Genomic DNA, 23,676 nt, shown 5'->3' with positions numbered 1-23,676 from the left:
CTTAAAATAAGAGAGAAGAAGGAGGGAATGCGAATGTCGTTCGTTCAAAAGACCGTACTTCTTTTTATCGGCGCTCACTTTTTATCATCAGCTATGATCTTACTTGTGTTTGACTTAAATGCGGTGAATCATTTTATGAATGATTTTTCATGGCTGCACTTTTTTCAAAACCTATACGGAACGGTGACCTTTTATACAGCATGCTTAGGTGTGTTCTTCTTTTTCATTGGCGTGGTGATCCCCCTTAAAAAGACCTAGTGCTTTTTTCTGTACACGTTACATAAAAGTCATTAAAATTGTAAATAAATATATAAAATAAAAAGGAAGCTGATGAGCATGCTGTTTTTTTATTTTTTAACTTTTGCCGCATTGGGATTATCATTTTGGGCACAATTTAAAGTAAAGAATAATTTTGAAAAGTATTCAAAGGTTGAAGCATCCAGTATGAAAACAGGTGCGGAAACCGCTCGACATATTTTAGATCGCAACGGGTTATACGACGTGCCTGTTGAACCGGTAAGAGGAACTTTGACTGATCATTACGACCCGACGCAGCGTGTGGTTCGCTTATCTGAACCTGTGTACTACGGCCATTCCATTTCGGCCATTTCAGTCGCATCACACGAGGTTGGACATGCCTTGCAGCATCAGGAATCCTATGGTGCGCTTGTCTTGAGACATAAGATCTTTCCTGTCGTGAACTTTGCATCTGGTGTTGCCCCGCTTCTTTTCCTTGGTGGAATCTTACTTGGCAGCCTTAACTTAATCGGGCTTGGGATCATTTTGTTCTCAGCGGCTGTGTTCTTTCAGCTTGTGACATTGCCTGTCGAGTTTAATGCAAGTTCTCGTGCGAAAGATATCATTGTTTCAGAAGGAATCATTAGAAGCAGTGAAGAAAGAGGCGTGAACAAGGTGTTAAATGCTGCCGCTCTTACGTACGTCGCAGCAGCCCTTGTCTCCTTGTTTGAATTGCTCCGTTTTGTAATGATCTTCCTAAATGGCCGTAATGATTAATTGATGCCAGAGGAGGTGAGCCCTTACCATTGTTAGGTAAGGGTTTTTTTGTATATTTTAAACGTATTTTTAGTCATATTACTCATTGCTGCGACAGCATTTTTTGTTGTCACTGAATTTGCGATTGTGAAAATTAGAGGCTCTAAAATCAATCAACTGATTGAGAGCGGAGATAAGAGAGCCATTCACGTACAAAAGCTTATATCAAATCTCGACGAATATTTATCCGCCTGTCAACTCGGCATTACCATTACCGCTTTAGGCTTAGGGTGGCTGGGCGAGCCGACAGTGGAGCATTTTCTGCATCCACTGTTTGAGGATTTGGGGCTTCATTCCGCATTAACCGACATCCTATCGTTTATCATCGCATTTGTGATCATTACGTTTTTACATGTCGTTGTGGGAGAACTGGCGCCTAAAACGATTGCCATTCAAAAGGCAGAGGCGGTCAGCCTTGTGACAGCAAAGCCACTCATCTTTTTCTATAAAGTCATGTACCCGTTTATTAAAGCATTAAATGGATCTGCGCGAGGCATTGTGAAATTATTCGGTTTTCATTCTGTCAAAGAACATGAAGTGGCGATCAGTGAGGAAGAATTGCGTCTCATTTTATCTGAAAGCTATGAAAAGGGTGAGATTAACCAATCTGAGTACAAATATGTGAATAAAATTTTTGAATTTGATAACCGAGTGGCGAGAGAGATCATGATTCCTCGTACAGAAATTTCAGCCATAGAGATTGAACAGACGCTTGAAGACGTGACACATTATATGCTGAACGAAAGATACACACGCTACCCCGTCATTAAAGAAGACAAAGATCATGTGATTGGTGTCATCAATAGCAAAGATGTGTTTAAGGCGAGTTTCCTGAATCAAGATGTGACGATTGCAGACTTAATGCGTCCTGTGATACGAGTGATTGAAAGTACGCCTGTTCAAGAATTGCTCATTTTGATGCAAAAGGAACGAATTCATATGTCAGTGCTCGTAGACGAATATGGAGGAACAGCCGGGCTTGTTACAGTAGAGGACATATTAGAGGAAATCGTGGGCGAAATTCGTGATGAATATGATCAAGATGAAACACCTCATATCGTCAAAAAAGGTGACTTCCATTATGTAATGGATGGGAAAGCCTTGATTGATGAAGTGAATGATTTATTGGATTTAGCTATAGAGAATGATGATGTTGATACAATTGCTGGCTGGATGATGACACATAAATTTGATATTGAGATTGGAGATACGATTGAAGCAGAAGGCTGTGAATTTACCATCATAGATGCGGAAGACCATCATATTCGGACCATTGACATCAAAAAGGTCCACTTTTCCTAAAAACCTCGTAACACTTGACGAGGTTTTTTTACTTGGTAAACTTTAGGTGGGAGAATACCTTCCACCGATAAACAGTGATTGATTTCACATAAAAAGGGTATGGTTTTATAGAAATAACAAAAGGGAGCCGCTCATATGAAAAAAATCAATGTACAAACAGACAGACGCGATGAGATGATCGACGTGACGAACGAGGTCCATCAATATATTAAGGAAACAGGTATTCAAAACGGAACCGTCATCGTCTACTGTCCTCATACGACAGCAGGGATGACCATTAATGAAAATGCGGACCCAGATGTGAAACGAGATATGCTCCGCCGGCTTGACGAAGTCTTTCCGTGGGAACATTCGAAGGACCGCCATATGGAAGGAAATACAGCCGCACATATGAAAGCGAGCTATATGGGTGCCTCGCAGCATGTTCTCATCCATCATGGTGATCTTGTCCTTGGCACGTGGCAGGGAATCTATTTCTGTGAGTTTGACGGACCGAGACATCGCCATTTTTATATACAGGTGTCATCAAACGAGTAAGAGATGGGGGACATAAATGGGGGATATCACGAAATTACTGCAAATCAAATATGGGATGATCCAAGCACCAATGGCAGGAGGTGCCGTGACACCGCAGCTGGCAGCCGCTGTTTCGCAATGCGGGGGACTTGGCAGTTTGGCAAGTGGATATGTGCAGCCTGACCATTTGAGGCAGCAGATCAAACAGGTCAAACAGCTGACAACGGTCCTGTTTCAGGTCAATGTATTTGTACCAGAGCCAATTTCTGAAGTCAAAAAAGAGGATGTGGCTTTTTGGGAGAAGAGATTGCCAGCAAGACCAGTAGCTGATAGTCTGCCGAGCGAAGAGGGATTGTGGCATGATTTTGAACAGAAAATCAACATTCTTTTGGAAGAAGACGTACCGGTCGTTTCCTTTACCTTCGCTTGTCCAAATGAACAAACGATACATCGCTTAAAACAAAAGGGGATCTTTTTGATCGGAACCGCCACAACAAAAGAGGAAGCACTGCTTTTAGAGGAAAAAGGGATGGATGCCATTGTTCTGCAAGGAAGTGAAGCAGGGGGTCACCGAGGTACCTTTTTACCTGCAAAAGGAGATGCCCTGATGGGACTCTTTAGCCTGATCTCTGATGTCAAGACGCTCTGTCATGTGCCATTGATCGCCGCAGGCGGGATTACAGATCGAACAGGTGTGGAAGCCGCTCTAGCGCTTGGAGCGGATGCGGTGCAAATCGGCACACGATTTTTAGCCAGTCAGGAAAGTGCTGCGGCAGAAGTATACAAAAAGGCGATTTTACAGGCAGAAAGCAGTGAAACAAAGATCACAAGGCTTTTTTCTGGAAAAAGAGCAAGAGGTATTGTGAATCAGTGGATGGAGGAAGAAAGACAGAATGAAGATAGGGTTCTTCCTTATCCGGTTCAGCATGTATGGACGACACCGATGCGAAAAGCAGCAGCTGCTGCGGGAAACCCTGATCAAATGGCTCTTTGGGCGGGACAGGGCGTCGGTCGTATTCACTCGATTTTAACCGTTGAGGAGATCATGCATGAACTGACGCACATATAAAATCATGTTGGGTGGTGTGAAAGGGTGGACATTTTAAAACATTCATACCGAAAAAAGGACAAATTGAATTTTGGTTTGATGAATTTCCGCACTCTCCTGCCATCCTTACGCCCATTCGTCATTACTATTTTGTTCGTTATGTAAAATGGAGCCGGCACGATCCGCCGGTCACAAGAAAAGACTTAGAAAAAATGGAGCTCCTTGCGAACACGATGCTTGGCACGCTGCAAGATTATCGAAAGCGCAAGGCATACAAAAGCGCAAGGCATACAAAAGCCCCTTGTCATAACCACTAGACAAGAGGCTTTTTTTAGCTGCCAAACATTTGCCTGAGATAAATCACATCCATCCGAGTAGTCTGCGGCAATAGATAAGCAGATTGAACAGCACCTGGCCGCCTTCTCTTATTCAATTTATCGATAATTTCTGCCGCTGTTAAAATCCCAAGTCCATGTCCGTAATATTGATCTTCACCTAAGTAAATCACATTTTCCCCGCGCCACTGTGACTGCTGATAGCTAAACTCTGGATTCTCAAAATATAAGCAATCCCCATAGATAAAGTCATTCCCGCGCTCTGTATAAATCGACAATGTATCATAATGCCAGTCATACAGGGTTAGACTGCGAAGCCTTCGGTTAAACTTCTCGTCTCCTACCGTTTGCAAGACGCCCATATAAAACACGATGACAATGGCGGTGGCACATTCAAATGCATATTGTGAGCCATTTTCAAAAATGTCTTTAATGCCTCTAGATGGTTCGACTTGATAGCGCAGCTCTAATGCCCCTGCTTCAGATACGCGCCAAAAGGCGTCATTTGCACGAGACCTTTGAAAGATGGCAAATGAGGCACCACTTTTATGCAAATCTCTTGCAGCATTCATAATGTTCGATCTCAATGTGACCTCAAATAACAAATCAGATGCTTGCCTGTAGCGGAACGTATCATTTGAGGCTTGTAACTGCATCAAAATGATCCGCTTTTGTCCTTCTAGCTGAAATGAAGCCAGCTGCTCATTTGTCACTGGCTGTCCTGAAAGGATAATCATATGAAAAGCGCCCCCTTTTGTATTAGCGTATGCAGGGTGCTTGGGCAATGAATCAATTTGTGTAAATAAACAAAAAGGCATCCTTTTTATTAGAAAAACATGAAAATAATATGAAGATGTCCGATATATAACATATCGTTTAAAAGGAGGAAAAACATGAAAAATGCACTAAAATGGTTGAAAAAACCATCGATTTCTAAGAGACTGATTATTTCATTCACTCTCGTTCTTGTCTTGCCAATTATTACACTCAGTACGATTTCATATCAGATTGCCAAAGAAGAATTAGATCATGAAATCATGTACGGAGCAAACACAAGAGTCAATGAACTGAATGATATGATCCAGCAAAAGCTTATGAATAAGGAAAACGCAGTAAAACTCTTTACTGAAACATCTACTGCTGCAGACTTTAAGAAGAACAACCAGGATGAACTGTATGAGCATTTCGAGATATACAGTAAAATCAATGAAGATGATGTGGTTGGATTTTATGCAGCAAGTAAAAAGCGTGATTTCATTCAGTTTCCTAAAGTAGACATGCCAAAAGGCTATGATCCAACAACGCGCGATTGGTATCAACTAGCTATGCAGGATGACAGTGGTAATCCAGTTGTTACCAACCCATACATCTCTGCTACAACAAACGGTATGGTTGTCACGATTGCCCAGCGTCTGAAGGACGGATCTGGGGCGATCGGAATTGACATTGATGTGCAAGACATTGTCGATAAAATAAAAGAGATTAAAATCGGACGTCAAGGATATCCAATTATTGCAAATAAAAACAAACAAATTGTGGCTCATCCAGAAGAAAAGTCAGGATCTAAGGTCACTGAAAATATTTCATCTATCCTTTACAGCGGAAAAGAAGGAACGTCAACTTATGAGAATAAAGGAGAACAAAAGCGTCTCGTTTTTGTGACAAATGATTTAACAGGTTGGAAAATTGCTGGAACGATGTTTGTATCAGAAACAGAAGAAGCAGCACAGCCAGTTTGGAATTCTGCCATTATTCTTTTAATTTCTTCTTTTATCCTTGGCGGTATTGCGATCTTCTTTATCGTTCGCTCCATCACAATTGGACTTCGAAAGCTTGTTGATTTCTCAGAAAAGGTGAGTGATGGTGATTTAACCGAAACCCTTGAAACCAAATCGAAGGATGAAATTGGAGATCTCACGAGAAGCTTTAGCAAAATGAGTGAATCCCTTCGTGACGTCATTCGAGCGGTACAGCAATCTGTCGACAATGTGGCTTCCGCTTCCGAGGAGCTGACGGCAAGTGCCAGCCAAACAAGTCAAGCAACCGAGCATATCACAATGTCGATTGAACAATTTTCAAACGGAAATGAAGCACAAAACGAGAAAGTCGAATCTAGTACGAATCAGCTTGTGGCAATGAATGAAGGATTACAAGGCATGTCACAAACGTCATCAGAAGTGGCTACTGTCTCACTTCAATCGACAGAGGCAGCTGGTCAAGGCGGCCGAATTGTTGAAAGCACAGCGAGCCAAATGAAACATATTGATACATCTGTACAAGAAGCAGAACAAGTCATGAAGCAATTAGAATATAAGTCTAAAGATATTACGAGCATTTTAAATGTCATTAACGGCATTGCAGATCAAACGAATCTTCTTGCGTTAAATGCAGCCATCGAAGCAGCTAGAGCAGGCGAATCAGGACGCGGCTTCTCTGTCGTGGCAGAAGAAGTGAGAAAACTAGCTGTCCAATCGGCAGACTCAGCGAAAGAAATAGAAAAACTCATTCAAGAAATTGTGTTAGAAATTGCTAAATCTCAAGATATGTTCAAAACGGTCAATCGAGAAGTACATGCAGGACTTGGTATGACAGAAGAAGCAAAAGAAAGCTTCCAGAACATTTATGAGGCGGCAGAAGGAATGTCGAAAAAACTGACGCAATTAAACGATACAGCCATTGATCTATCGAGCGGTTCGAAGCTAGTTTCACAAGCTATGCAGGAGATGCGCCAAGTCTCTAGAGAAAGTGCGGCGAACATTCAGGACATTGCGGCTTCTGCTGAAGAGCAACTTGCATCTATGGAAGAAATATCATCTTCTTCAGTGACACTATCTAACATGGCAGAGGAACTAAAAGAGCTCACAAGTCAATTTAAAATTGATTAAATAATGATGAAAAAATACCCAAAATTGTCTGGGTATTTTTTTTATATTTTAAACATCGTTTTCAGCCTGTAAAAATAAACCTTTCATCCGATAATAACTTTAGAGAAGTAAAGGGGGAAAGAGAAAATGGGGAAAATGATCCAATGGTTAAAAAAACCATCCATTTCAAAAAAATTAATTATGGCTTTTTTGGTAGTCCTTATCCTGCCAACCACTGCACTGACAATTAGTGCATTTTTTACATCAAAGACAGAGCTAGACAAACAGATTATGGGCAGTGCAATGAGTCAAGTCAATGCATTTGATACTTTAATCAATGAGAATATAGGAAATAAAGCAGATGCTGTGGCTCTGTTTACAGACTCACTCAAAGCGTCTAATCTCCAAGAAAAAAATAGAAATTCGACCATTAAAGAATTGCAGCAATTTGGAAAAATTAATGAAAAAGATGTTTCCGCTATCTATGCAGGCTCCGAAAAGGGATTGTTTATGCAATATCCTGTTCAAAAGATGCCTGATGGCTACGATCCGAGAGAGCGCCCATGGTATCAAGAAGCGCTCAATGCAGAAAACGGTAAACAAGTCATCACAAAACCATATGTAGCAGCCTCCACAGGCAAAATGGTCATCACCATTACTCAAAAAATGAAAGATGGTTCAGGTGTTATTGGACTTGATATGGAAATTAACACCCTGATTCAAAAGTTAAAAGAAATCAAAATTGGGCAAAAAGGTTATGCCTTCATCATGGAGAAAGATAAAACAGTTTTAGCAGATCCGACCCAAAAGGCAGGAAGTCAAGTCAATGAGAATCTAGCAAATATTATTTATAAAAACAAAGAAGGAAGCGGCAGCTACACACTCAAAGGAATAGATAAAAAGGTTGCGTATGTGACCAATGAATTAACCGGCTGGAAAATAGGTGGAACGATGCTCGTATCAGAAGTAGAAGATGCAGCAAAGCCCGTTTTCAATACAGCCATTATTGTGTTCAGTGTGACACTTATCGTAGCAGGTACCCTCATCTTCTTTATCGTCCGCTCTATATCTAAAAGATTATCCAACCTTGCCCGCTTCTCGAAAAAAGTCAGCGAAGGTGATTTGCGCGATAAGCTTCAGATCCAATCAGATGACGAAATTGGCCAAGTTGGGAAAGGCTTTAATACAATGATTGACTCATTAAGAACCCTCATTGGTGCCGTCCAAACCTCAGTCGAAAATGTCGCTTCTTCATCAGAAGAACTGACCGCCAGCGCAGGGCAAACAAGTAAAGCAACAGAGCATATTACACTAGCCATTGAACAATTTTCAAATGGAAATGAAAGTCAAAATGACAAAGTCGAATCCAGCTCAGAAGAGTTAGATGAAATGAACCGTGGCCTTCAGCACATGAATGAGTCGGCTGAATCCATTACTGCTTCATCGATCAAATCAACAGATATCGCAGGGGAAGGCGGACAGCTTGTCGAAAAAACCGCTTCTCAAATGAATGTCATTGATCAGTCCGTGAAAAAAGCAGAGAATGTCATCAGCGCTCTTGAAAGTAAATCAAAAGACATTACACAAATTCTAGGTGTCATCAATGGAATCGCCGACCAAACGAATCTACTTGCGCTAAATGCAGCAATTGAGGCAGCAAGAGCTGGGGAATCCGGCAGAGGCTTCTCCGTTGTAGCAGAAGAAGTAAGAAAACTGGCTGTTCAATCAGCCAATTCAGCGAAAGAAATCGAGAATTTGATTAAAGAGATCGTTCAAGACATCGATGTATCACAGGAAGTATTCACTGCGGTGAATCGAGAAGTTCAATCAGGCTTAAGCTTCACTGAACAAACAAGAGTCAGCTTCCACAATATTTTCGAAATGACAAAAGAAATTTCTGACCAGCTTCAAACAATGAATCAAACGGTTGTCCAGCTTTCAAATGGCTCTGCACATGTGTCAGAGGCTGTCCGTGAGATTGCAGACGTCTCACGTGAAAGCTCCGCAAACATTCAAGACATTGCGGCTTCAGCGGAAGAACAGCTGGCATCTATGGAAGAAATCAGCTCCTCCTCTGCTACGCTTTCATCAATGGCAGAAGAATTGCGTGATTTGATCAGTAAATTTAAAGTCGAATAGACATAATGAAGAGCCCTTCAGCTAGAGGGCTCTTTTCCAATTGAGTAAATCAAAAGAAATAGGTAATTTTACTTATTTTTATTTATTTTCGAACATTAAGTCTTGAAAAATAATTCATATTACCTAAGAATAGAAGAGAAAGACCACAAATCATAATCCAAAAGGAGCAGAGTCATGAAAAAAATCAACTTTTTTAAGCACTTTACAATGTCGAAGAAATTAATTACTGCATTCTTAGCGATTCTCCTAGTGCCAATTCTCGTATTGGCAGCATTTTCTTATGAAGTGGCATCAAAGTCTCTCAATGATGAGATTATGTCTAGTGCTGCAAATGGTGTTCAGCAATTAAACGAACTCATTAATAAAGATGTACAGCCTAAAATTGATATCGTTTCTTATTTATCGAAATCGGTGAAAAAGAGTGAATTGACTTCTAAAAACAAGGATTTACTCAAGGTGAAATTAGAGCAATTATCGGAAACAGATGAAGATGTAGTGGAAGTATTCATTGCAGATCAAAATGGTAAACTAACCGAATATTCCGAGATTCATAAAGGTAGTGCGGCGAGTGCAAAAAACGAACCGTGGTTTCAACAATCGATGGGAGATGAGAAACTCATCATTTCAGATCCTTTTGTCGACAAGTCATCAGATGACCTGCTCATCACAATATCAGAACAGTTAGCAGATGGTTCTGGTGTGATTGGAATCAATGTGCGCTTGAACACGATCGTGAAAGATACAAACAGTATCAAAATAGGCAAAGAAGGCTATGCGTTTGTCGCGACTCCAGATCAGCACTATGTTGCCCATAAAACAGACAAGCCTGGGGCGAAATTGACAGGTGATTTCATCACGAAATTGTATGATAAAAAACAAGGCAGTTTCAAATATGAATACAATGGACAGCCGAAGCAAATGTTCTTTGACACAAATGAAGCAACAGGCTGGAAGCTTGCTGGAACCATGTATGTGGACGAAGTCCATGAAGCTGCAAAACCAGTGCTCGACTTAACAATGATCATACTGGCAGTTGCGATTGCCATAGGCGGAATTGCGATTTATTTTATTATTAAATCGATCCGAAAGCCACTGATAGCACTCTCTGAATCGGCTGAGAAAATCAGTCAGGGTGATCTGACCCAGCACATTGAAGTTCGTACTCATGATGAAATCGGTAAGCTTGCGCAGAGCTTTAACGAGATGTCAGCTAAGCTGAAACAAGTCATTCAAGCTGTTCAGAATTCCATTGAAAATGTGGCCGCCTCTTCTGAAGAATTAACAGCAAGTGCGGGACAGACCGCTCAAGCGACTGAGCATATCACATCATCTATTGAACAGTTCTCAAACAGCAATGAACATCAAAATGATATGATCGAAAAAAGCTCAGTCCAGTTAAACGAAATGGATCGCAGCTTATCCCATATGGTCGATACGACCTCACATATGATGGAATCGTCGATTGATTCAAGCAAAACGGCTCAGGCTGGTGGAGAACTTGTTCAAAAAACAGCAGGGCAAATGCAAACCATCGAGCAGGCAGTGAAAGAAGCAGAGCTTGTTATTCAAGGCTTAGAGCAGAAATCAAAGGATATTACGAACATTCTGGGGGTCATTAACGGCATTGCCGACCAAACCAATCTCCTAGCTTTAAATGCTGCGATAGAAGCCGCTCGGGCAGGAGAAGCAGGTAGAGGTTTCTCTGTTGTTGCAGAAGAAGTTCGTAAGCTGGCAGAGCAATCCGGAAGCTCTTCAAAGGAAATTGAAAGCTTGACGAACGAGATTGTAGAGGAAATTCAAAAATCACAGAACATGTTTAAACAAGTAGCAGGTGAAGTACAATCTGGATTAAATATTACAGATGAAACGAAAATCAGCTTTGAGAAAATCACCGATAAAACATCAGAAATGACAGAACAAATGAAACAAATGAACGGAACGGCCAAAGAACTCTCGCATGGCTCAAATGATATTTCACATGCGGTGAATCAAATCAAAGAGCTTTCACGAGAAAGCTCCGCAGGCTTCCAAGATATCGCAGCATCCGCAGAAGAACAGTTGGCATCTATGGAAGAGATTAGCTCCTCCTCTGCTACGTTATCTCAGATGGCAGAAGAGCTAAGAGAGCTCATTAAACAATTTAAAATGTAAGAGTATAAGGAAGCACCTGACGTTTTGGCGTCAGGTGTTTTTCCATTCAATGCATATAATTTGGGTATTTTGGTCTTATTTAGACTTTAATAAGTTAAAAAAGTAAAGAACGTAGTAGTGCTTCCGATATATATACTATCTTACTAAAAGGAGTTTTCTTTTTTATGAAATTCATACAGTATTTCAGAAAGCCATCTATTTCAAAAAAGCTCGTATTCTCTTTCTTATTCATTCTTTTATGCCCAATCATTGTATTGGCATTCTCTTCATATCATACGGCGAGCACCTCCTTAAATGATCAAATCATGCAAAGTGCAAAGGAGAACGTCGAACAGCTAGATAAAAATATTACGAAGGTTGTGAAAGTGAAAACAGACGCAACCGATTTCTTTAGCAAATGGATCACGGAGAAAAAGCTTAAGCAAAAAGGCACGACAGATATTCAAGGGCGCTTTGAACAGTTCATGAGTATGAATGATGACACAGAAGGCATTTTTGTCGCTTCAAGTGATGGCAAAGTGTTTTCAAGATATCCTAACAAAAAAATGCCTGCTGACTATGTCGCAACGGAGCGGGATTGGTATAAAGACGGCTGGGCGAAAAACGGAGAGCTGTCTGTTTCAGCACCGTATCCAACAGCTTCCACAGGTACGCTTGTGGTCACCATCTCTAAAAAGTTAGAGGACGGATCAGGAGTCATTGCAATGAACCTAGACATTGCAAATCTAGTAAAAGAATCAAATAGCATAAATATCGGGAAACAAGGCTATGCCTTTATCGGAAGTCCGGATCGTACCTTTGTTGCCCATCCTACGAAAAAAGCTGGAACAAAATTATCTGGTGAATGGCTAGAAAAGCTTTATTCACAAGATGAAGGTTCTATGAGTTATATGTTTGAAGGAAAAGAAAAGCAAATGGAATTCACCACAAACAAAGCGACTGGCTGGAAAATTGTCGGTACGATGTTTGTGACAGAAGTAGAAGAAGCTGCACAGCCAGTCTTTAACATGGCCGCTATCATTTTAGCAGGCGCGCTCATCATTGGCGGGATTCTGATCTTCTTGATCATCCGTTCCATTACAAAACCACTATCTATACTTGTCTCTTCTTCAAAGAAAATCAGTGAGGGAGATTTAACAGAAAAAATTGATGTCCGGTCAAAAGATGAGATTGGACAGCTAGGCACAAGCTTTAATGAAATGAGTGAATCATTAAGAGATGTCATCCAAGCAGTACAAACATCTGTAGAAAACGTGGCTTCTTCATCTGAAGAACTGACAGCAAGCGCAGGTCAAACAACAAAAGCAACCGAACATATCACATCATCTATTGAAACATTCTCAAACGGAAACGAAAATCAAAGCGAAATGGTGGAGCAAAGTGCGGCTCATTTAAAACAAATGAATGAAGGTCTGAACGAAGTCGCAGAAACATCTAATGTCATCACAGCATCATCTATTCAATCAAGAACAGTCGCGGAATCAGGCGGACAGCTTGTGGAGCAAACCGTTGGCCAAATGAAGACGATCGACCATTCAGTGAAAGAAGCTGAAGGGGTGATCAACGGGCTAGAGCATAAATCAAAAGACATCACAAACATCCTAGGCGTGATTAACGGCATTGCGGATCAAACGAATTTACTTGCACTCAATGCTGCCATTGAAGCAGCACGTGCAGGTGAGTCAGGCAGAGGCTTCTCTGTTGTCGCAGAGGAAGTACGTAAACTTGCAGTTCAATCATCAGATTCAGCAAAAGAGATTGAAAAGCTTGTGAAAGAAATTGTATCTGAAATCGAAACATCTCAAAATATGTTCAAATCAGTGAATGAAGAAGTGAAGAATGGTCTTTCCATTACAGATCAAACGAAAGAAAGCTTCTCACAAATTAATCAGCAAACAGCGGAAATTGCTACAAGAATGAATGAAATGAATACAACAGTACGCGAGCTTTCAAAAGGATCTGAGCAAATTTCTAAAGCAGTGCATGAAATTGCAGATGTATCACGAGAGAGTTCAGCAAGCATCCAAGATATCGCTGCATCTGCTGAAGAGCAGCTTGCTTCTATGGAAGAGATTAGTTCTTCCTCTACGACTCTTTCCCAAATGGCGGAAGAATTACGTGATTTAATTAAAAAATTCAAGATCAGCGAATAAGATCAAGTGGTTCTCCTCAAGGGGAACCGCTTTTCTTTTTAAGAGGTCATCTCGTACAATAGAGGAAATCGAAAGAATAGGAGAGATGTTATGCGTTTATCAAATAAGAAGGTCATTGCGTTTGTCAGTGATGATTTTGAAGATTTAGAGCTATGGTATCCGGTTCTACGTTTAAGAGAAGAAGGGGCAACTGTGCATCTTGTAGGAGAAAAAGCAAATCATGAGTACACCGGGAAGTATGGTGTGCCGGCTGTATCTGATGCAGATTTTTATTCCATTCAAGCAGATGAATATGATGCTGTGCTTGTCCCAGGAGGATGGGCGCCAGATAAACTGCGCCGTTATCCAGAAGTGTTAAACATCGTTCGTTCATTTGATGAAAAGGCGAAACCAATCGGGCAAATTTGCCACGCTGGCTGGGTGCTGATTTCAGCAGGAATCCTGCACGGCAAAAAAGTGACAAGTACACCTGGTATTAAAGATGATATGACAAATGCTGGAGCGGACTGGTTTGATGAAGCAGTCGTCACAGATGGTCACCTCGTCTCGAGCAGACGTCCGCCGGACCTTCCTCCATATGTGAAAGCATTTGCGGATGTGTTAGCGGCAACATAAACAATGGATCCACAACAAAAAACAAAGGGCGAACTTGCACATCATGTTCGCCCTTTGTTTATCATTTCATGCCCATTCATTTTATCTATCGGCAGGAAACCTCACGCCCATTTGTTTTCTCGCCTCGTCCATGACGGACATGGTTTGAACAGATAAGGCAAATGTATTGACCGGAGACTGAATCATTCCTTCCTGAATACACTCAATAAAATGACAGATTTCATAATACATGGCTGGCTGATCATCTTTGAGAGAGATGTCGGTATGGTGTCCTTGCCGATCATGGATCGTGATATGCGAAGGACGGTGGAATTGATCAATCACCATCGTCGCATCCTCTCCTTGAATTTCCGCAGATAAATGAGACGTTGAAATTTTAGAATGAAAAAGGAGTGCTTGATGCCCGTCATATTGTAAAAGGACAGAGCCGCTCCCATCTACACCAGAAGAAAGCTTATAGCCTCTTGCGGTGATTTGATTCGGCAGACCAAATAAATAGACCACCGGGTAGACGAGATACACACCGATATCCATTAAAGAACCATTGGATAATTCAGGCTTAAAAGCATTTGGAATCTCGCCATTTCGGTAGGCATCGTATCTTGAGGAATATTTACAGTAATGAGCGACCACTTGCCGAATGGGTCCGAGCTGATCAAGATGCTGTTTGATTTGAAGGAAGTTGGGCAGAAATGTCGTTTTCATCGCTTCCATCAAACACACTTGATGTTTTTTCGCTGCAGCAATCATCTCTTCCACTTCTTTTCGGCGAGAGGCGAATGGTTTTTCGCATAAAACGTGCTTTTGGTGCTCCATCATCAACATGGCCTGCTCCTTATGAAGGGCATTTGGACTCGCAATATACACGGCATCAAACGCATCACTTTCTGCCATTTGATGTAAGTTCGTGAAAACTGTATCAATACCGTATTTTTCGGCAAATGCCTGGCCTTTTTCAGCGGACCGTGAATAGACGGCTGTACATGTAAAATCAGCTACTCCTTCACCGGCCTGTAAGAATCGATCTGTAATCCAGTTCGTTCCGATGACAGCAAATCGAATCATGTCGTTCCCTCCTTCTACTTTTCTCTGATTATACATCCTTTGAAAGCGTTTGTATGAAAGAACATTCTTTTTATTGAAAAGCGGATGAAACCTTTATATAGGCTGATGCGTCTTACATAAAGGATATAAATGTACGAAAAGGGGTAGTTTCTTCCTTCATTCGGGTAATACTCTGATAGAAGGGAGAGGAGGAAACGACCATGAAGCGCGTCCTGCATATAGGAAGTACATACGTCTTTGCGCTTTTATTCATAGCAGCCGGTATTTTTCATGTGATAGAGCCGAGCGGCTTTGCCCGTATGATGCCAGGCTGGCCATATCCATATGTAATGGTCTATGCGACGGCATGCTTAGAATGGCTGCTTGCTGTCTTGCTGCTTTTGCCAAATGTCAGGATCGCAGCAGCAAAAATCATTGCTGTCTATCTTGTCCTCATTTTCCCTGCAAACTTATTTGCTGCACGAGAGGGAATTCCATTTCCAGGTCAAGAAAGCACAGAGCAGTCTTTGCTATGGATAAGACTGATAGGACAGCCAATTCTGATTGTATGGGTGATGTCCATTGCAAAATGGGAAAAAAAGCTGAAACAATGACCACCATATCATGATCAGGTAGTGTACAATTTATTCATAAATAAGCCCGAGTTTGGAGGAACGATATGAATTCTATGCAAATGTGGAGCAGTCGATTTAGAAAATTTTTTCTTGATAACAAGTTTGTTCTCTTTTTACTCGTCCTGCTATTAATCGGATTGAATATCCTTGTTTTCATGAAAACATCCTTTATTTTCACACCGCTCATTGTACTCGTCAAAACCATTGCCTTACCGATTATTTTAACGGGGGTCGTGTATTATTTATTAAATCCGATTGTCAATTTGTTAGAGAAGTTTAGAGTCAAACGGATCTTTTCGATTTTGCTTTTATATATTGTCATTATTGGCATTATTACAGTGACGATCGTGTCTATTATTCCGTTTTTACAAGCGCAAATGATGAGTCTGTTTCATAATCTTCCGAAATATGTTGATACGGTAGAAGATCAGATTAGACAACTAACGGGAAGCAACTTCATTAATCAAGCGCAAAAAGCGATGAATTTTAACGTTTCTGAATTGGTGAGCAAAGCGTCAAGTCAAGCGACGAAAATTTTGGAAAGTACCTTTACCGGAGTGGGGACATTCTTAGGGGCGCTCACTGAAGTCATCATCTCGATCGTGACCGTTCCGTTCATTCTGTTTTATTTATTAAAAGACGGCAAAAAATTACCTGACTATTTCTTGAAATTTATTCCGAATAAGTTTAGAGAACATACACATATCGTGCTTCACGAAATGAACCATCGCCTGAGCTCTTATATTCTCGGACAGATCATTGTCAGCTTTTGTATAGGTGTTCTTCTTTTAATTGGTTATATGATCATTGGGTTAGACTATGCCTTTTTGTTAGCTATCATTGCGGCATGTACAAGTATTGTGCCTTACCTTGGTCCAACGATTGCCATTACACCAGCGATTGTGATTGCCCTTGTTACGTCACCAATTATGCTGCTCAAACTAATCATTGTCTGGACAGTTGTTCAGCTCATTGAAGGGAAATTTATCTCACCTCAGGTCATGGGGAAAAACCTTCATATCCATCCAATCACGATTATCTTTGTTCTCTTAACAGCAGGTAAATTGTTCAGCGTAGTCGGCATTATTGTTGCGATTCCGACATATGCCGTCCTGAAGGTCATCACGACCCACTTGTTTGATTGGTTCAAAATGCGATCCAATTTGTATAAAGAAGAAAAGGTTTAATGTCATAATCTTTTTTTGAAAAAAATATAGTATCATAAAGACGAGCTTTCGATGAAGGAAGCTTGTCTTTATGCGGACATAGATGGTTGCCTGTTCAAAAGATCAGAATTGAAAGGAAAGAAAATCATGAATCTATGGGATTTATTCGTGGCACTGGTTTTAGGAATTGTCGAAGGATTAACAGAGTATGCACCTGTCTCGTCTACAGGTCACATGATCATTGTCGATGATCTATGGTTAAAATCAAAGGAAATCATTACGCCAGAGGCGGCAAACACATTTAAAGTCGTGATTCAGTTAGGCTCTATTTTAGCTGTCATGATTGTGTTCAAGGATCGGATTTTGAACTTGTTAGGCTTAAAGAAAAATATTACTGAAGAACAAAAGCGCAGCGGGCATAAGCTGACCATTGCTCAAATTGCAGTAGGACTCGTCCCAGCCGTCATTTTAGGATTCTTATTTGAAGATTATATTGATAAATACTTGTTTGACGTGAGAACAGTTGCTGTCGGTTTGATTTTAGGCGCAGTGCTGATGCTTGTCGCTGACTGGATCAATAAACGTAAAACAGAAACAAGCTCTGTCGATAACATGACGTACAAACAGGCGCTTTATATCGGACTGTTTCAATGTTTGGCGTTATGGCCAGGCTTCTCTCGCTCAGGTTCAACAATCGCAGGTGGTGTTATTCTTGGTTTGAATCACCGTGCGGCAGCTGACTTTACATTTATTATGGCGATGCCGATTATGGCGGGCGCAAGCTTCTTAACACTTGTGAAAAACGCCGAATATTTAACAACAGACATGCTGCCATTCTTTATCGTCGGCTTTGTGAGTGCATTTGTTGTGGCTCTCTTTGTTGTTCGATTCTTCCTAAAACTGATCAATAAAATCAAGCTGGTGCCTTTTGCAATATACCGAATTATCCTAGGTGTGATTTTATTTATCCTATTCATGTAATGCTGAAAACTACTATTTAACTACTCTTTAAAAAGAGTAGTTTTTTTGTTATTCCAACTCTTTTAAACAGTAAAATCACCCTCTTAATTGGTAGAAAAAGAAGTTTTTTCATAAATTAGTGTTTAAGAGACAAGAGAAGGGGTAGTACATAAACATACCAATTAAAGGAGGAGTTAGAAATAATGAGAAAAACAAGCAAATTTTTTGTTAGTTCTGTGATCGCTACGTCAATGGTTGCTGCCCCTCTATCTCTTACGACTTTTGGTCAAACGGCTGAAGCTGCAACGACAACAGGTGTTGATGGAAGTGTCTCTATTGATCCAGTAGCCATTGCCGATAAAATTGAACAAGCAGTAAAATCATCTCAAAATCGTGATGGGTTCGTTAAAAATGCAGCTTACAGCGCCTTCTATGAAGCAGGTCAAAACTATAACGTCGTAGTCCAAAACTTAAGCCAAGACCATGACTTTAGCGGACTGAACAATGTGGTTTACTATGATAGTGTTGAATATGATGGTATTACGTTTGGTATTTGGGTATTCGAAGATGGGACGTTCGTCAATAATGGAGACGGTGGCTATATTAACTGGACATTTGTTGGTAGCTTTGACCGTGAGGAAGGAAGCGGCACTGTCGACTTCCATAAAAGATTCTAATCTTATTGTTAAAAGTCTGCCGATTCACCGGCAGACTTTTTTTATAACGCACATTCTTCTATGTCAAAACCTAAATCTTCAATGATATGATGATCCATTTGGACTTGCTGACCTTTTGTTGTCAAATAATCGCCTACGAAAATGGAATTTGCCGCATAAAGGGCAAGCGGCTGAAGCGTCCGTAAATTGAACTCTCTGCCTCCAGATACTCGAATTTCCTTGGTTGGATTGACAAACCTCATGAGTGCCAACACTTTCAATGCTTTGACCGGATGTGTTCGTTCTTGATGCTCAAGTGGTGTTCCTTCAATTGCATGAAGAAAGTTGACTGGAATAGAATCCGCATCAATGGCTCTGAGCGCAAAAGCCATTTCGACAATTTGCTGGTTGGTTTCACCCATTCCAATGATAACCCCTGAGCAAGGTGACATGCCCGACTGTTTGACCTCCTCAAGGGTCGACAAGCGGTCATGATATGTATGAGTTGTCGTAATGTGAGCATGATGATCTTGATGTGTATTGATATTGTGATTGTACCGATGAACCCCTGCTTCCTTCAGCCGCTTCGCTTTGTCTTCATTTAATAACCCAAGACATGCACACACCTTCAAAGGCATGGTCTCAGTGATCTCTTTTACTGCTGCCGTCACCTCATCTAATTCTCTGTGAGAAGGTGCTCGGCCGCTCGCGACAATACAATAAGTCCCCGCTTTTCTCTTGAGCGCCTCACGCGCGCCAGCCACAATCGTTTTTTGATCAAGCATTGTATATCGTTCAACCGGTGCTTTAGAAATGATCGACTGTGAACAATAACCACAGTTTTCAGGACAATAACCGCTTTTTGCGTTAAAAATCATATTTAATTTCACCTTATTTTGAAAAAAATGAAATCGTACTTGATAGGCTGCATGCATGATAGATAATAATTCTCTATCGTCAGCTTCAAGAATATCTAGACCTTCTTGCAGCGTGATCCGTTCATTTTTCAGCGCTTTCTCTGCTATCGCTTCCCAAGACAAAGACATTGGTTTTCCCATCATAAGCTCCTCTCATTATGTTAACTTATTTTTATTAAAAGTTAACATAATGGATAGTCGTTGGCAAGCATTGGATAAATGAAGTCTACAAAAATACTTGAAGACACACAAAAAGGCGATGATCATGAAGTCATCGCCTTTTTATATGTAAAGCTTTATAGCTTATCGAACAGTAATATAGTTAATCACAAGCTCGCCTAGTGAATTATAGTAGGAAACTGTGACAGAACCACGTTGTACGGCACGAATCCAAGTGAAGTTCGGAGCTGTTTGATCTAATTGAATGGCATATGTTGCGCCTGACACAGAAATTTGACTTGCTGGAAGAGAGACGGCGATTGAAGAACCTACAGTAAGCGTACGGTTCACTGTAATCACTTTATTCATAATAGGAGCTTTTGCTATAACTGGTTCTTTTGGCTGTGCAGCTACATGAGCCCCTTCAGTTTGAGAGAACGTAAGAGCACCTAAAGCAGCTAAAGACAGTGTACAAGCTTTCATTAATTTTTTCATCGGTAACACTCCTTTTTTTGGTATATACATATATTAATAATAATAGTATTATATGTCAATTAAATATGTGGAAAAAAGAGTATTTATGGTGAAATTTGTCACATATTATTCATGGGTCGTCTCTTTTTTCGGGGAAAAAGAGACATAAAAAAAAGCTGGGCGTATCCCAGCAATGTAAAGCTTTATGAAAAGAGATGATCAATCGTCGTCTCGCTGTTTTGGCTGACGGCCTTTTTGCTTCTCTTTTTCTTTAATGTAGTGAATAAAATCGATGGTTTGTCTTCGTGCTTCTTCGGAAAAATCGGAGGCAGCCTTAAATGCAATTTGCAAATCAGGATCGTCTGCAAGGTCGGCATCAATTCCGCCTTTGTCCTTACCTGTGAGAAGATAGTCCGTTGAGACCCCGTATAACTCGGCGATTTTCACAATCATTTCACCGTCAGGCTTTCTCAAGCCATATTCCCAATTTGCATAAGTGGACATCGCCTTTAATCCGAGTTTTTTAGCAACCGTTGACTTGCTCCATCCATGCTTCTCTCTTAATTCAGTTAAAATCTTTCCAGTCAAATTATCCATTGGAAACACCTTTTTTCATGTTATGAGTAAATTTTATCATGAATTACACGGAAAAGATAAATAATTACACAAAAAGAATAAAAAATGATTGACTTACTCGTTTTGTGTATATTATCATAATGAATATAACTTACACATATTGAGTAAGAGGTGGAAAGATGAAACTTGAAAATTTACGAGAAGAACGCATTTTACAAGGAAAAACACAAACCTATATGGCGAAAAAGTTAGGGTATAAGTACACGAGCGGCTATGCAAATATAGAAATGGGCAGAACGAAGACCAGCTTAGAAATAGCAAAGCATATTGCAGATTTGCTAAATAGGGGTGTTCAAGAGCTTTTTTTTGATCAAAAGTTACACGAAATGAGTAATTCTTTAAAGGAAAAGCACTTCTTTGAAAAGGAGAGACAAACAAAATGAATATTGAACATCCAATGGTAGCGCAGATGAATGACTTTGGATATCTAAAAAGCTACTGGTCATATGACATGACACGTTATGGGTATCAAGCAGAGATTGAGGAAAGTCTGGAGGGATTTGAAGAAGATGAAACATCAGATGACGTTTGATGCCAGAAAGGAAGCGCAGCTTTGTTTAGTCCAAGCTGGCGGCTGGATGACCTTTCATCATCAGAAACCGGTGTTTGTTTTTTCCACATCAGAAGACAAGCAAACATACATGACCCTCTTGGCGGAAAAGGTCGCTGAAGCAAAAAAGGAGGAATCAAGACGACATGAAACGATGGAAGAAAATCATGGCAATCCTCAAATGCTTGCTCAAAGCGAGTAAAAACGAACAAAACATCCGTCAGTGGGAAAAGGATGACGGGAGATCATAACATGGTCATCCATTTCATTATTGAGGCAGAGTTTTTGTTAACAAAAGATACATTGATAAAAAGAATACGAGCAGCAGCAAAAGCGCAATGCCCGCATAAAATAAAAGACGCACTATCACTCGAGATTCGTTTATTTGACGACATGCCGCTTGACATAGCTGACTGTCAAATCAAGCGTACATACGCAGAAAAAGGTTTGATACGTCCAGTGAACGTCAGCATCTTTCAGCCCCGACTACACCATATTCAAGAAGCACTTCATTCTATTGCGGATAGGGCCCCTCTACAGATTGTCGATTTAAGAGTTTCCCAGTTTTATAGTATGCGTCCAAGAATTGAAATCATTTTAAATACGATAGGTGATGGCACGAAGTCCTCACCAATTAAGGAGACAAGCATATGAACGAGCCAAAACAATTATTCATTCAAGAAAACCAGACATTTGTCGGTGAGATGGAAACAGGAAAAATTCAAGTCATCGTGTTAGATGGGAATGTAGGAACAGCTTATCAGATAGATGTACCTGAACATGGAAAAACCATTATCCAAACGGCAAAAGGTCATTTTGCAAGAGTAGACCACGAGATTGGTTTTAAAATCAGCTAGATCACTGAACAGATCACAACATCATACGTCCAAGACGGAAAGCCTGCGGACACTGATCAAGACCCTATGAAAAGGGGACTGATTGGTGTCCGTTTTTTATTTTCTTAAAAAAGGGAGAGAGCCAATATGCAAGATTTACTTATCGAATACAAACGAGCATTAAAGGATGCTAGAAAAAGATATGAACCATATAGAGAAAAAGAAGACAAACAGCTGTCAGATCAAGAGAAGCATGATAAAAAAATTATCGCTAGTATGGTCAGCGATCTCGAATACGTCGTGGAATGGCTTCAAATTGGCAGACAGCCAGGCGCACGCAGAGGATTAGACAGACGTTCAGTCTATCAGCGCACCATTCTAGCAAATCCAGAAGTGTTAGAGGCTTTATCACATGAATATACACTCATCCAAGAAAATGAAAAAGAAGTCAGTGAGCGGGACAAGAAACGAATTGACGAAGCCTTGTCCGTTTTAACGGATCGAGAAAAGGACGTATTCTTCATGCACACAACACAAGGATTATCGTTTAGCGAGATTGCGATTATGCTGGATGTGAAAAAAGGAACTGTCCAAAAACATATGGAGAGAGCTCGGACAAAGATGTCCAAAAAAGTACAAGAACGCCTATTCGAAGCAGCTGAATAGGCGTTTTTTCTTTTACAAAATAAATGGAGCAACACTTGTCTTACAGTTGCCACCTATAGTTAGAAAGACCAAACGGATGTTTGCTAGCCCTACACAAATGATTCCTTCACAGAAAATCGTTCGAATTAAAAGGAGGCGGCAGGTGAATGTAAATGAAAGATAAACGGATAGAAGCCAAGCAAGATTATATGAAAGGGATGACGTACCAGCAAATTGCTGATCATTACAATGTCTCGATCCATACCGTGAAATCATGGAAAAGACGATACGGATGGCAAAGGCAAAAAGGTTCGTCAAAGCAGGCACACTCGATCTTCAATCAGTTTCTTTCAGATGAAACAATTGAAATCATGGAGAAAATGAGCGGGCGTACATCGCTTGATTTAATCTGGGATCAAATTCAAATTCAATATGCTGCCATTATTCGGGCGCAGCGCATCATGTATGTGTCAGATCAAGATGACATGATCAAAGAGCTGAAAAAGGCGGCATACATGCCTTCTTCATTAGAAGAAACAGTAGAAGGCATTCAGCCAGAACAAGAAATCAGCACAGAAGAATATTCGTTTCAATTTTCATGGGATCGGCATGCCACCTTTTTAAATGCCCAATCCCGTGCAATGGGAGAGCTCAGGCGTCTCATTAAACAGTTTGAAGAGCTTGCACATGCGAAGGATGAACGAAGATTAAGGCTAAAGCAAATTGAACTGACCATCGAAAAAACAAAAAAAGCAGTGCGCGAAGAAAAAGAGGAAGATCTTCACATCATGATCAAGCGAAAAGAGGATAACTCATGACGTC

The 23,676-nt window shown here is 40.6% G+C and carries 26 protein-coding genes and 1 pseudogene; 22 read left to right on the top strand and 5 right to left on the bottom strand.

Going from position 1 to position 23,676, the window contains the following annotated elements:
* The first annotated feature begins 33 nt into the window (after positions 1-33).
* From MKY18_RS14405 to MKY18_RS14380, 6 genes and pseudogenes are all read left to right on the top strand, one after another.
* On the top strand, positions 34-258 hold the full coding sequence (locus MKY18_RS14405) for a hypothetical protein (RefSeq protein WP_003213467.1): 225 nt from the start codon (positions 34-36) through the stop codon (positions 256-258).
* Between the two features lie 81 nt (positions 259-339).
* Positions 340-1,014: a zinc metallopeptidase gene (locus MKY18_RS14400; protein ID WP_041816317.1), complete on the top strand. Its 675-nt coding sequence runs from the start codon at positions 340-342 to the stop codon at positions 1,012-1,014.
* A 48-nt stretch (positions 1,015-1,062) separates the two neighbouring features.
* A complete protein-coding gene (locus tag MKY18_RS14395) occupies positions 1,063-2,355 on the top strand; it encodes a hemolysin family protein (RefSeq protein WP_106067621.1) in 1,293 nt (430 codons plus the stop codon).
* A 135-nt stretch (positions 2,356-2,490) separates the two neighbouring features.
* The gene (locus tag MKY18_RS14390; protein ID WP_065099057.1) at positions 2,491-2,892 is read left to right on the top strand and encodes a secondary thiamine-phosphate synthase enzyme YjbQ; all 402 of its coding nucleotides are present in this window, start codon (positions 2,491-2,493) and stop codon (positions 2,890-2,892) included.
* A gap of 16 nt (positions 2,893-2,908) precedes the next feature.
* Positions 2,909-3,940 carry a nitronate monooxygenase gene (locus tag MKY18_RS14385; protein ID WP_342497551.1) on the top strand — a complete coding sequence of 344 codons (1,032 nt, stop codon included), beginning with the start codon at positions 2,909-2,911 and terminating at the stop codon, positions 3,938-3,940.
* Between the two features lie 24 nt (positions 3,941-3,964).
* A pseudogene (locus MKY18_RS14380) lies at positions 3,965-4,236 on the top strand (hypothetical protein).
* Positions 4,237-4,250: 14 nt separating this feature from the next.
* Here the strand turns inward: MKY18_RS14380 and MKY18_RS14375 are convergent.
* Positions 4,251-4,991 carry a protein-glutamine gamma-glutamyltransferase gene (locus MKY18_RS14375; protein WP_044140789.1) on the bottom strand — a complete coding sequence of 247 codons (741 nt, stop codon included), beginning with the start codon at positions 4,989-4,991 and terminating at the stop codon, positions 4,251-4,253.
* A gap of 156 nt (positions 4,992-5,147) precedes the next feature.
* On the opposite strand from MKY18_RS14375, the gene MKY18_RS14370 reads away from it, so the two are divergent.
* The 5 genes from MKY18_RS14370 to MKY18_RS14350 all read left to right on the top strand — a co-directional run bounded on the left by MKY18_RS14370 (position 5,148) and on the right by MKY18_RS14350 (position 14,176).
* A complete protein-coding gene (locus MKY18_RS14370) occupies positions 5,148-7,139 on the top strand; it encodes a methyl-accepting chemotaxis protein (protein ID WP_106067623.1) in 1,992 nt (663 codons plus the stop codon).
* Between the two features lie 126 nt (positions 7,140-7,265).
* On the top strand, positions 7,266-9,257 hold the full coding sequence (locus MKY18_RS14365) for a methyl-accepting chemotaxis protein (RefSeq protein ID WP_185106841.1): 1,992 nt from the start codon (positions 7,266-7,268) through the stop codon (positions 9,255-9,257).
* A 174-nt stretch (positions 9,258-9,431) separates the two neighbouring features.
* Positions 9,432-11,408 carry a methyl-accepting chemotaxis protein gene (locus MKY18_RS14360; protein ID WP_106067625.1) on the top strand — a complete coding sequence of 659 codons (1,977 nt, stop codon included), beginning with the start codon at positions 9,432-9,434 and terminating at the stop codon, positions 11,406-11,408.
* Positions 11,409-11,572: 164 nt separating this feature from the next.
* Positions 11,573-13,561 carry a methyl-accepting chemotaxis protein gene (locus MKY18_RS14355; protein WP_342487444.1) on the top strand — a complete coding sequence of 663 codons (1,989 nt, stop codon included), beginning with the start codon at positions 11,573-11,575 and terminating at the stop codon, positions 13,559-13,561.
* A gap of 90 nt (positions 13,562-13,651) precedes the next feature.
* Positions 13,652-14,176, top strand: coding sequence for a type 1 glutamine amidotransferase domain-containing protein (locus MKY18_RS14350; protein WP_044140784.1), 525 nt, complete (start codon positions 13,652-13,654; stop codon positions 14,174-14,176).
* An 81-nt stretch (positions 14,177-14,257) separates the two neighbouring features.
* On the opposite strand, the gene MKY18_RS14345 is transcribed toward MKY18_RS14350, so the two are convergent.
* Positions 14,258-15,241 carry a Gfo/Idh/MocA family oxidoreductase gene (locus MKY18_RS14345; protein ID WP_065099052.1) on the bottom strand — a complete coding sequence of 328 codons (984 nt, stop codon included), beginning with the start codon at positions 15,239-15,241 and terminating at the stop codon, positions 14,258-14,260.
* A gap of 200 nt (positions 15,242-15,441) precedes the next feature.
* Here MKY18_RS14345 and MKY18_RS14340 point away from each other — a divergent pair, with 200 nt between their 5' ends.
* From MKY18_RS14340 to MKY18_RS14325, 4 genes are all read left to right on the top strand, one after another.
* Positions 15,442-15,834 carry a DoxX family protein gene (locus MKY18_RS14340; protein ID WP_065099051.1) on the top strand — a complete coding sequence of 131 codons (393 nt, stop codon included), beginning with the start codon at positions 15,442-15,444 and terminating at the stop codon, positions 15,832-15,834.
* Between the two features lie 65 nt (positions 15,835-15,899).
* Entirely contained in the window at positions 15,900-17,042 is a 1,143-nt protein-coding gene (locus MKY18_RS14335; RefSeq protein ID WP_003213553.1) for an AI-2E family transporter, read from the top strand.
* A 126-nt stretch (positions 17,043-17,168) separates the two neighbouring features.
* A complete protein-coding gene (locus MKY18_RS14330) occupies positions 17,169-18,002 on the top strand; it encodes an undecaprenyl-diphosphate phosphatase (protein WP_034660680.1) in 834 nt (277 codons plus the stop codon).
* Between the two features lie 182 nt (positions 18,003-18,184).
* Entirely contained in the window at positions 18,185-18,658 is a 474-nt protein-coding gene (locus tag MKY18_RS14325) for a hypothetical protein (protein WP_003212767.1), read from the top strand.
* A 41-nt stretch (positions 18,659-18,699) separates the two neighbouring features.
* Here MKY18_RS14325 and bioB read toward each other — a convergent pair whose 3' ends face one another.
* The 3 genes from bioB to MKY18_RS14310 all read right to left on the bottom strand — a co-directional run bounded on the left by bioB (position 18,700) and on the right by MKY18_RS14310 (position 20,784).
* The gene (gene bioB / locus MKY18_RS14320) at positions 18,700-19,695 is read right to left on the bottom strand and encodes a biotin synthase BioB (RefSeq protein WP_065099049.1); all 996 of its coding nucleotides are present in this window, start codon (positions 19,693-19,695) and stop codon (positions 18,700-18,702) included.
* 162 nt (positions 19,696-19,857) lie between these two features.
* Positions 19,858-20,208, bottom strand: a complete 351-nt coding sequence (locus MKY18_RS14315; protein WP_065099048.1) for a hypothetical protein — start codon at positions 20,206-20,208, stop codon at positions 19,858-19,860.
* 198 nt (positions 20,209-20,406) lie between these two features.
* A complete protein-coding gene (locus tag MKY18_RS14310) occupies positions 20,407-20,784 on the bottom strand; it encodes a helix-turn-helix transcriptional regulator (protein ID WP_044140780.1) in 378 nt (125 codons plus the stop codon).
* Positions 20,785-20,942: 158 nt separating this feature from the next.
* Between MKY18_RS14310 and MKY18_RS14305 the strand changes: the two genes are divergently transcribed.
* The 7 genes from MKY18_RS14305 (at position 20,943) to terS (ending at position 23,672) form a co-directional block, all read left to right on the top strand.
* Positions 20,943-21,206, top strand: a complete 264-nt coding sequence (locus tag MKY18_RS14305; protein ID WP_044140779.1) for a helix-turn-helix transcriptional regulator — start codon at positions 20,943-20,945, stop codon at positions 21,204-21,206.
* Complete coding sequence (locus tag MKY18_RS14300; RefSeq protein WP_185106834.1) at positions 21,203-21,355, top strand: hypothetical protein; 153 nt, start codon at positions 21,203-21,205, stop codon at positions 21,353-21,355. Before MKY18_RS14305 ends, MKY18_RS14300 begins: the two co-directional genes overlap by 4 nt.
* Entirely contained in the window at positions 21,333-21,575 is a 243-nt protein-coding gene (locus MKY18_RS14295) for a hypothetical protein (RefSeq protein WP_065099047.1), read from the top strand. The genes MKY18_RS14300 and MKY18_RS14295 overlap by 23 nt, the downstream gene beginning before the upstream one ends.
* A gap of 50 nt (positions 21,576-21,625) precedes the next feature.
* Positions 21,626-22,027, top strand: a complete 402-nt coding sequence (locus tag MKY18_RS14290) for a hypothetical protein (RefSeq protein ID WP_044140778.1) — start codon at positions 21,626-21,628, stop codon at positions 22,025-22,027.
* Positions 22,024-22,230 carry an XtrA/YqaO family protein gene (locus tag MKY18_RS14285; protein ID WP_012011053.1) on the top strand — a complete coding sequence of 69 codons (207 nt, stop codon included), beginning with the start codon at positions 22,024-22,026 and terminating at the stop codon, positions 22,228-22,230. Before MKY18_RS14290 ends, MKY18_RS14285 begins: the two co-directional genes overlap by 4 nt.
* A 126-nt stretch (positions 22,231-22,356) precedes the next feature.
* The gene (locus tag MKY18_RS14280) at positions 22,357-22,875 is read left to right on the top strand and encodes a sigma-70 family RNA polymerase sigma factor (RefSeq protein ID WP_044140776.1); all 519 of its coding nucleotides are present in this window, start codon (positions 22,357-22,359) and stop codon (positions 22,873-22,875) included.
* A gap of 152 nt (positions 22,876-23,027) precedes the next feature.
* Entirely contained in the window at positions 23,028-23,672 is a 645-nt protein-coding gene (gene terS, locus MKY18_RS14275) for a phage terminase small subunit (RefSeq protein ID WP_044140775.1), read from the top strand.
* Positions 23,673-23,676 lie beyond the last annotated feature (4 nt).

Origin of the sequence: Bacillus sp. FSL R7-0672, from assembly GCF_038601465.1 — a bacterium.
In the GTDB taxonomy this organism is placed as follows: Bacteria; Bacillota; Bacilli; order Bacillales; family Bacillaceae; genus Bacillus; species Bacillus pumilus.
Note: the sequence above shows the minus strand (reverse complement) of the source record. Positions and strands in the feature narration are given on the sequence as shown.

Coding starts and splice junctions, on each gene's coding strand:
- MKY18_RS14405 (WP_003213467.1), top strand. CDS start 34: ATGTCGTTCGTTCAAAAGACCGTACTTCTTTTTATCGGCGCTCACTTT.
- MKY18_RS14390 (WP_065099057.1), top strand. CDS start 2,491: ATGAAAAAAATCAATGTACAAACAGACAGACGCGATGAGATGATCGAC.
- MKY18_RS14385 (WP_342497551.1), top strand. CDS start 2,909: ATGGGGGATATCACGAAATTACTGCAAATCAAATATGGGATGATCCAA.
- MKY18_RS14375 (WP_044140789.1), bottom strand. CDS start 4,991: ATGATTATCCTTTCAGGACAGCCAGTGACAAATGAGCAGCTGGCTTCA.
- MKY18_RS14370 (WP_106067623.1), top strand. CDS start 5,148: ATGAAAAATGCACTAAAATGGTTGAAAAAACCATCGATTTCTAAGAGA.
- MKY18_RS14365 (WP_185106841.1), top strand. CDS start 7,266: ATGGGGAAAATGATCCAATGGTTAAAAAAACCATCCATTTCAAAAAAA.
- MKY18_RS14360 (WP_106067625.1), top strand. CDS start 9,432: ATGAAAAAAATCAACTTTTTTAAGCACTTTACAATGTCGAAGAAATTA.
- MKY18_RS14355 (WP_342487444.1), top strand. CDS start 11,573: ATGAAATTCATACAGTATTTCAGAAAGCCATCTATTTCAAAAAAGCTC.
- MKY18_RS14350 (WP_044140784.1), top strand. CDS start 13,652: ATGCGTTTATCAAATAAGAAGGTCATTGCGTTTGTCAGTGATGATTTT.
- MKY18_RS14345 (WP_065099052.1), bottom strand. CDS start 15,241: ATGATTCGATTTGCTGTCATCGGAACGAACTGGATTACAGATCGATTC.
- MKY18_RS14340 (WP_065099051.1), top strand. CDS start 15,442: ATGAAGCGCGTCCTGCATATAGGAAGTACATACGTCTTTGCGCTTTTA.
- MKY18_RS14335 (WP_003213553.1), top strand. CDS start 15,900: ATGAATTCTATGCAAATGTGGAGCAGTCGATTTAGAAAATTTTTTCTT.
- MKY18_RS14330 (WP_034660680.1), top strand. CDS start 17,169: ATGAATCTATGGGATTTATTCGTGGCACTGGTTTTAGGAATTGTCGAA.
- MKY18_RS14325 (WP_003212767.1), top strand. CDS start 18,185: ATGAGAAAAACAAGCAAATTTTTTGTTAGTTCTGTGATCGCTACGTCA.
- bioB (WP_065099049.1), bottom strand. CDS start 19,695: ATGGGAAAACCAATGTCTTTGTCTTGGGAAGCGATAGCAGAGAAAGCG.
- MKY18_RS14315 (WP_065099048.1), bottom strand. CDS start 20,208: ATGAAAAAATTAATGAAAGCTTGTACACTGTCTTTAGCTGCTTTAGGT.
- MKY18_RS14310 (WP_044140780.1), bottom strand. CDS start 20,784: ATGGATAATTTGACTGGAAAGATTTTAACTGAATTAAGAGAGAAGCAT.
- MKY18_RS14305 (WP_044140779.1), top strand. CDS start 20,943: ATGAAACTTGAAAATTTACGAGAAGAACGCATTTTACAAGGAAAAACA.
- MKY18_RS14300 (WP_185106834.1), top strand. CDS start 21,203: ATGAATATTGAACATCCAATGGTAGCGCAGATGAATGACTTTGGATAT.
- MKY18_RS14295 (WP_065099047.1), top strand. CDS start 21,333: ATGAAACATCAGATGACGTTTGATGCCAGAAAGGAAGCGCAGCTTTGT.
- MKY18_RS14290 (WP_044140778.1), top strand. CDS start 21,626: ATGGTCATCCATTTCATTATTGAGGCAGAGTTTTTGTTAACAAAAGAT.
- MKY18_RS14285 (WP_012011053.1), top strand. CDS start 22,024: ATGAACGAGCCAAAACAATTATTCATTCAAGAAAACCAGACATTTGTC.
- MKY18_RS14280 (WP_044140776.1), top strand. CDS start 22,357: ATGCAAGATTTACTTATCGAATACAAACGAGCATTAAAGGATGCTAGA.
- terS (WP_044140775.1), top strand. CDS start 23,028: ATGAAAGATAAACGGATAGAAGCCAAGCAAGATTATATGAAAGGGATG.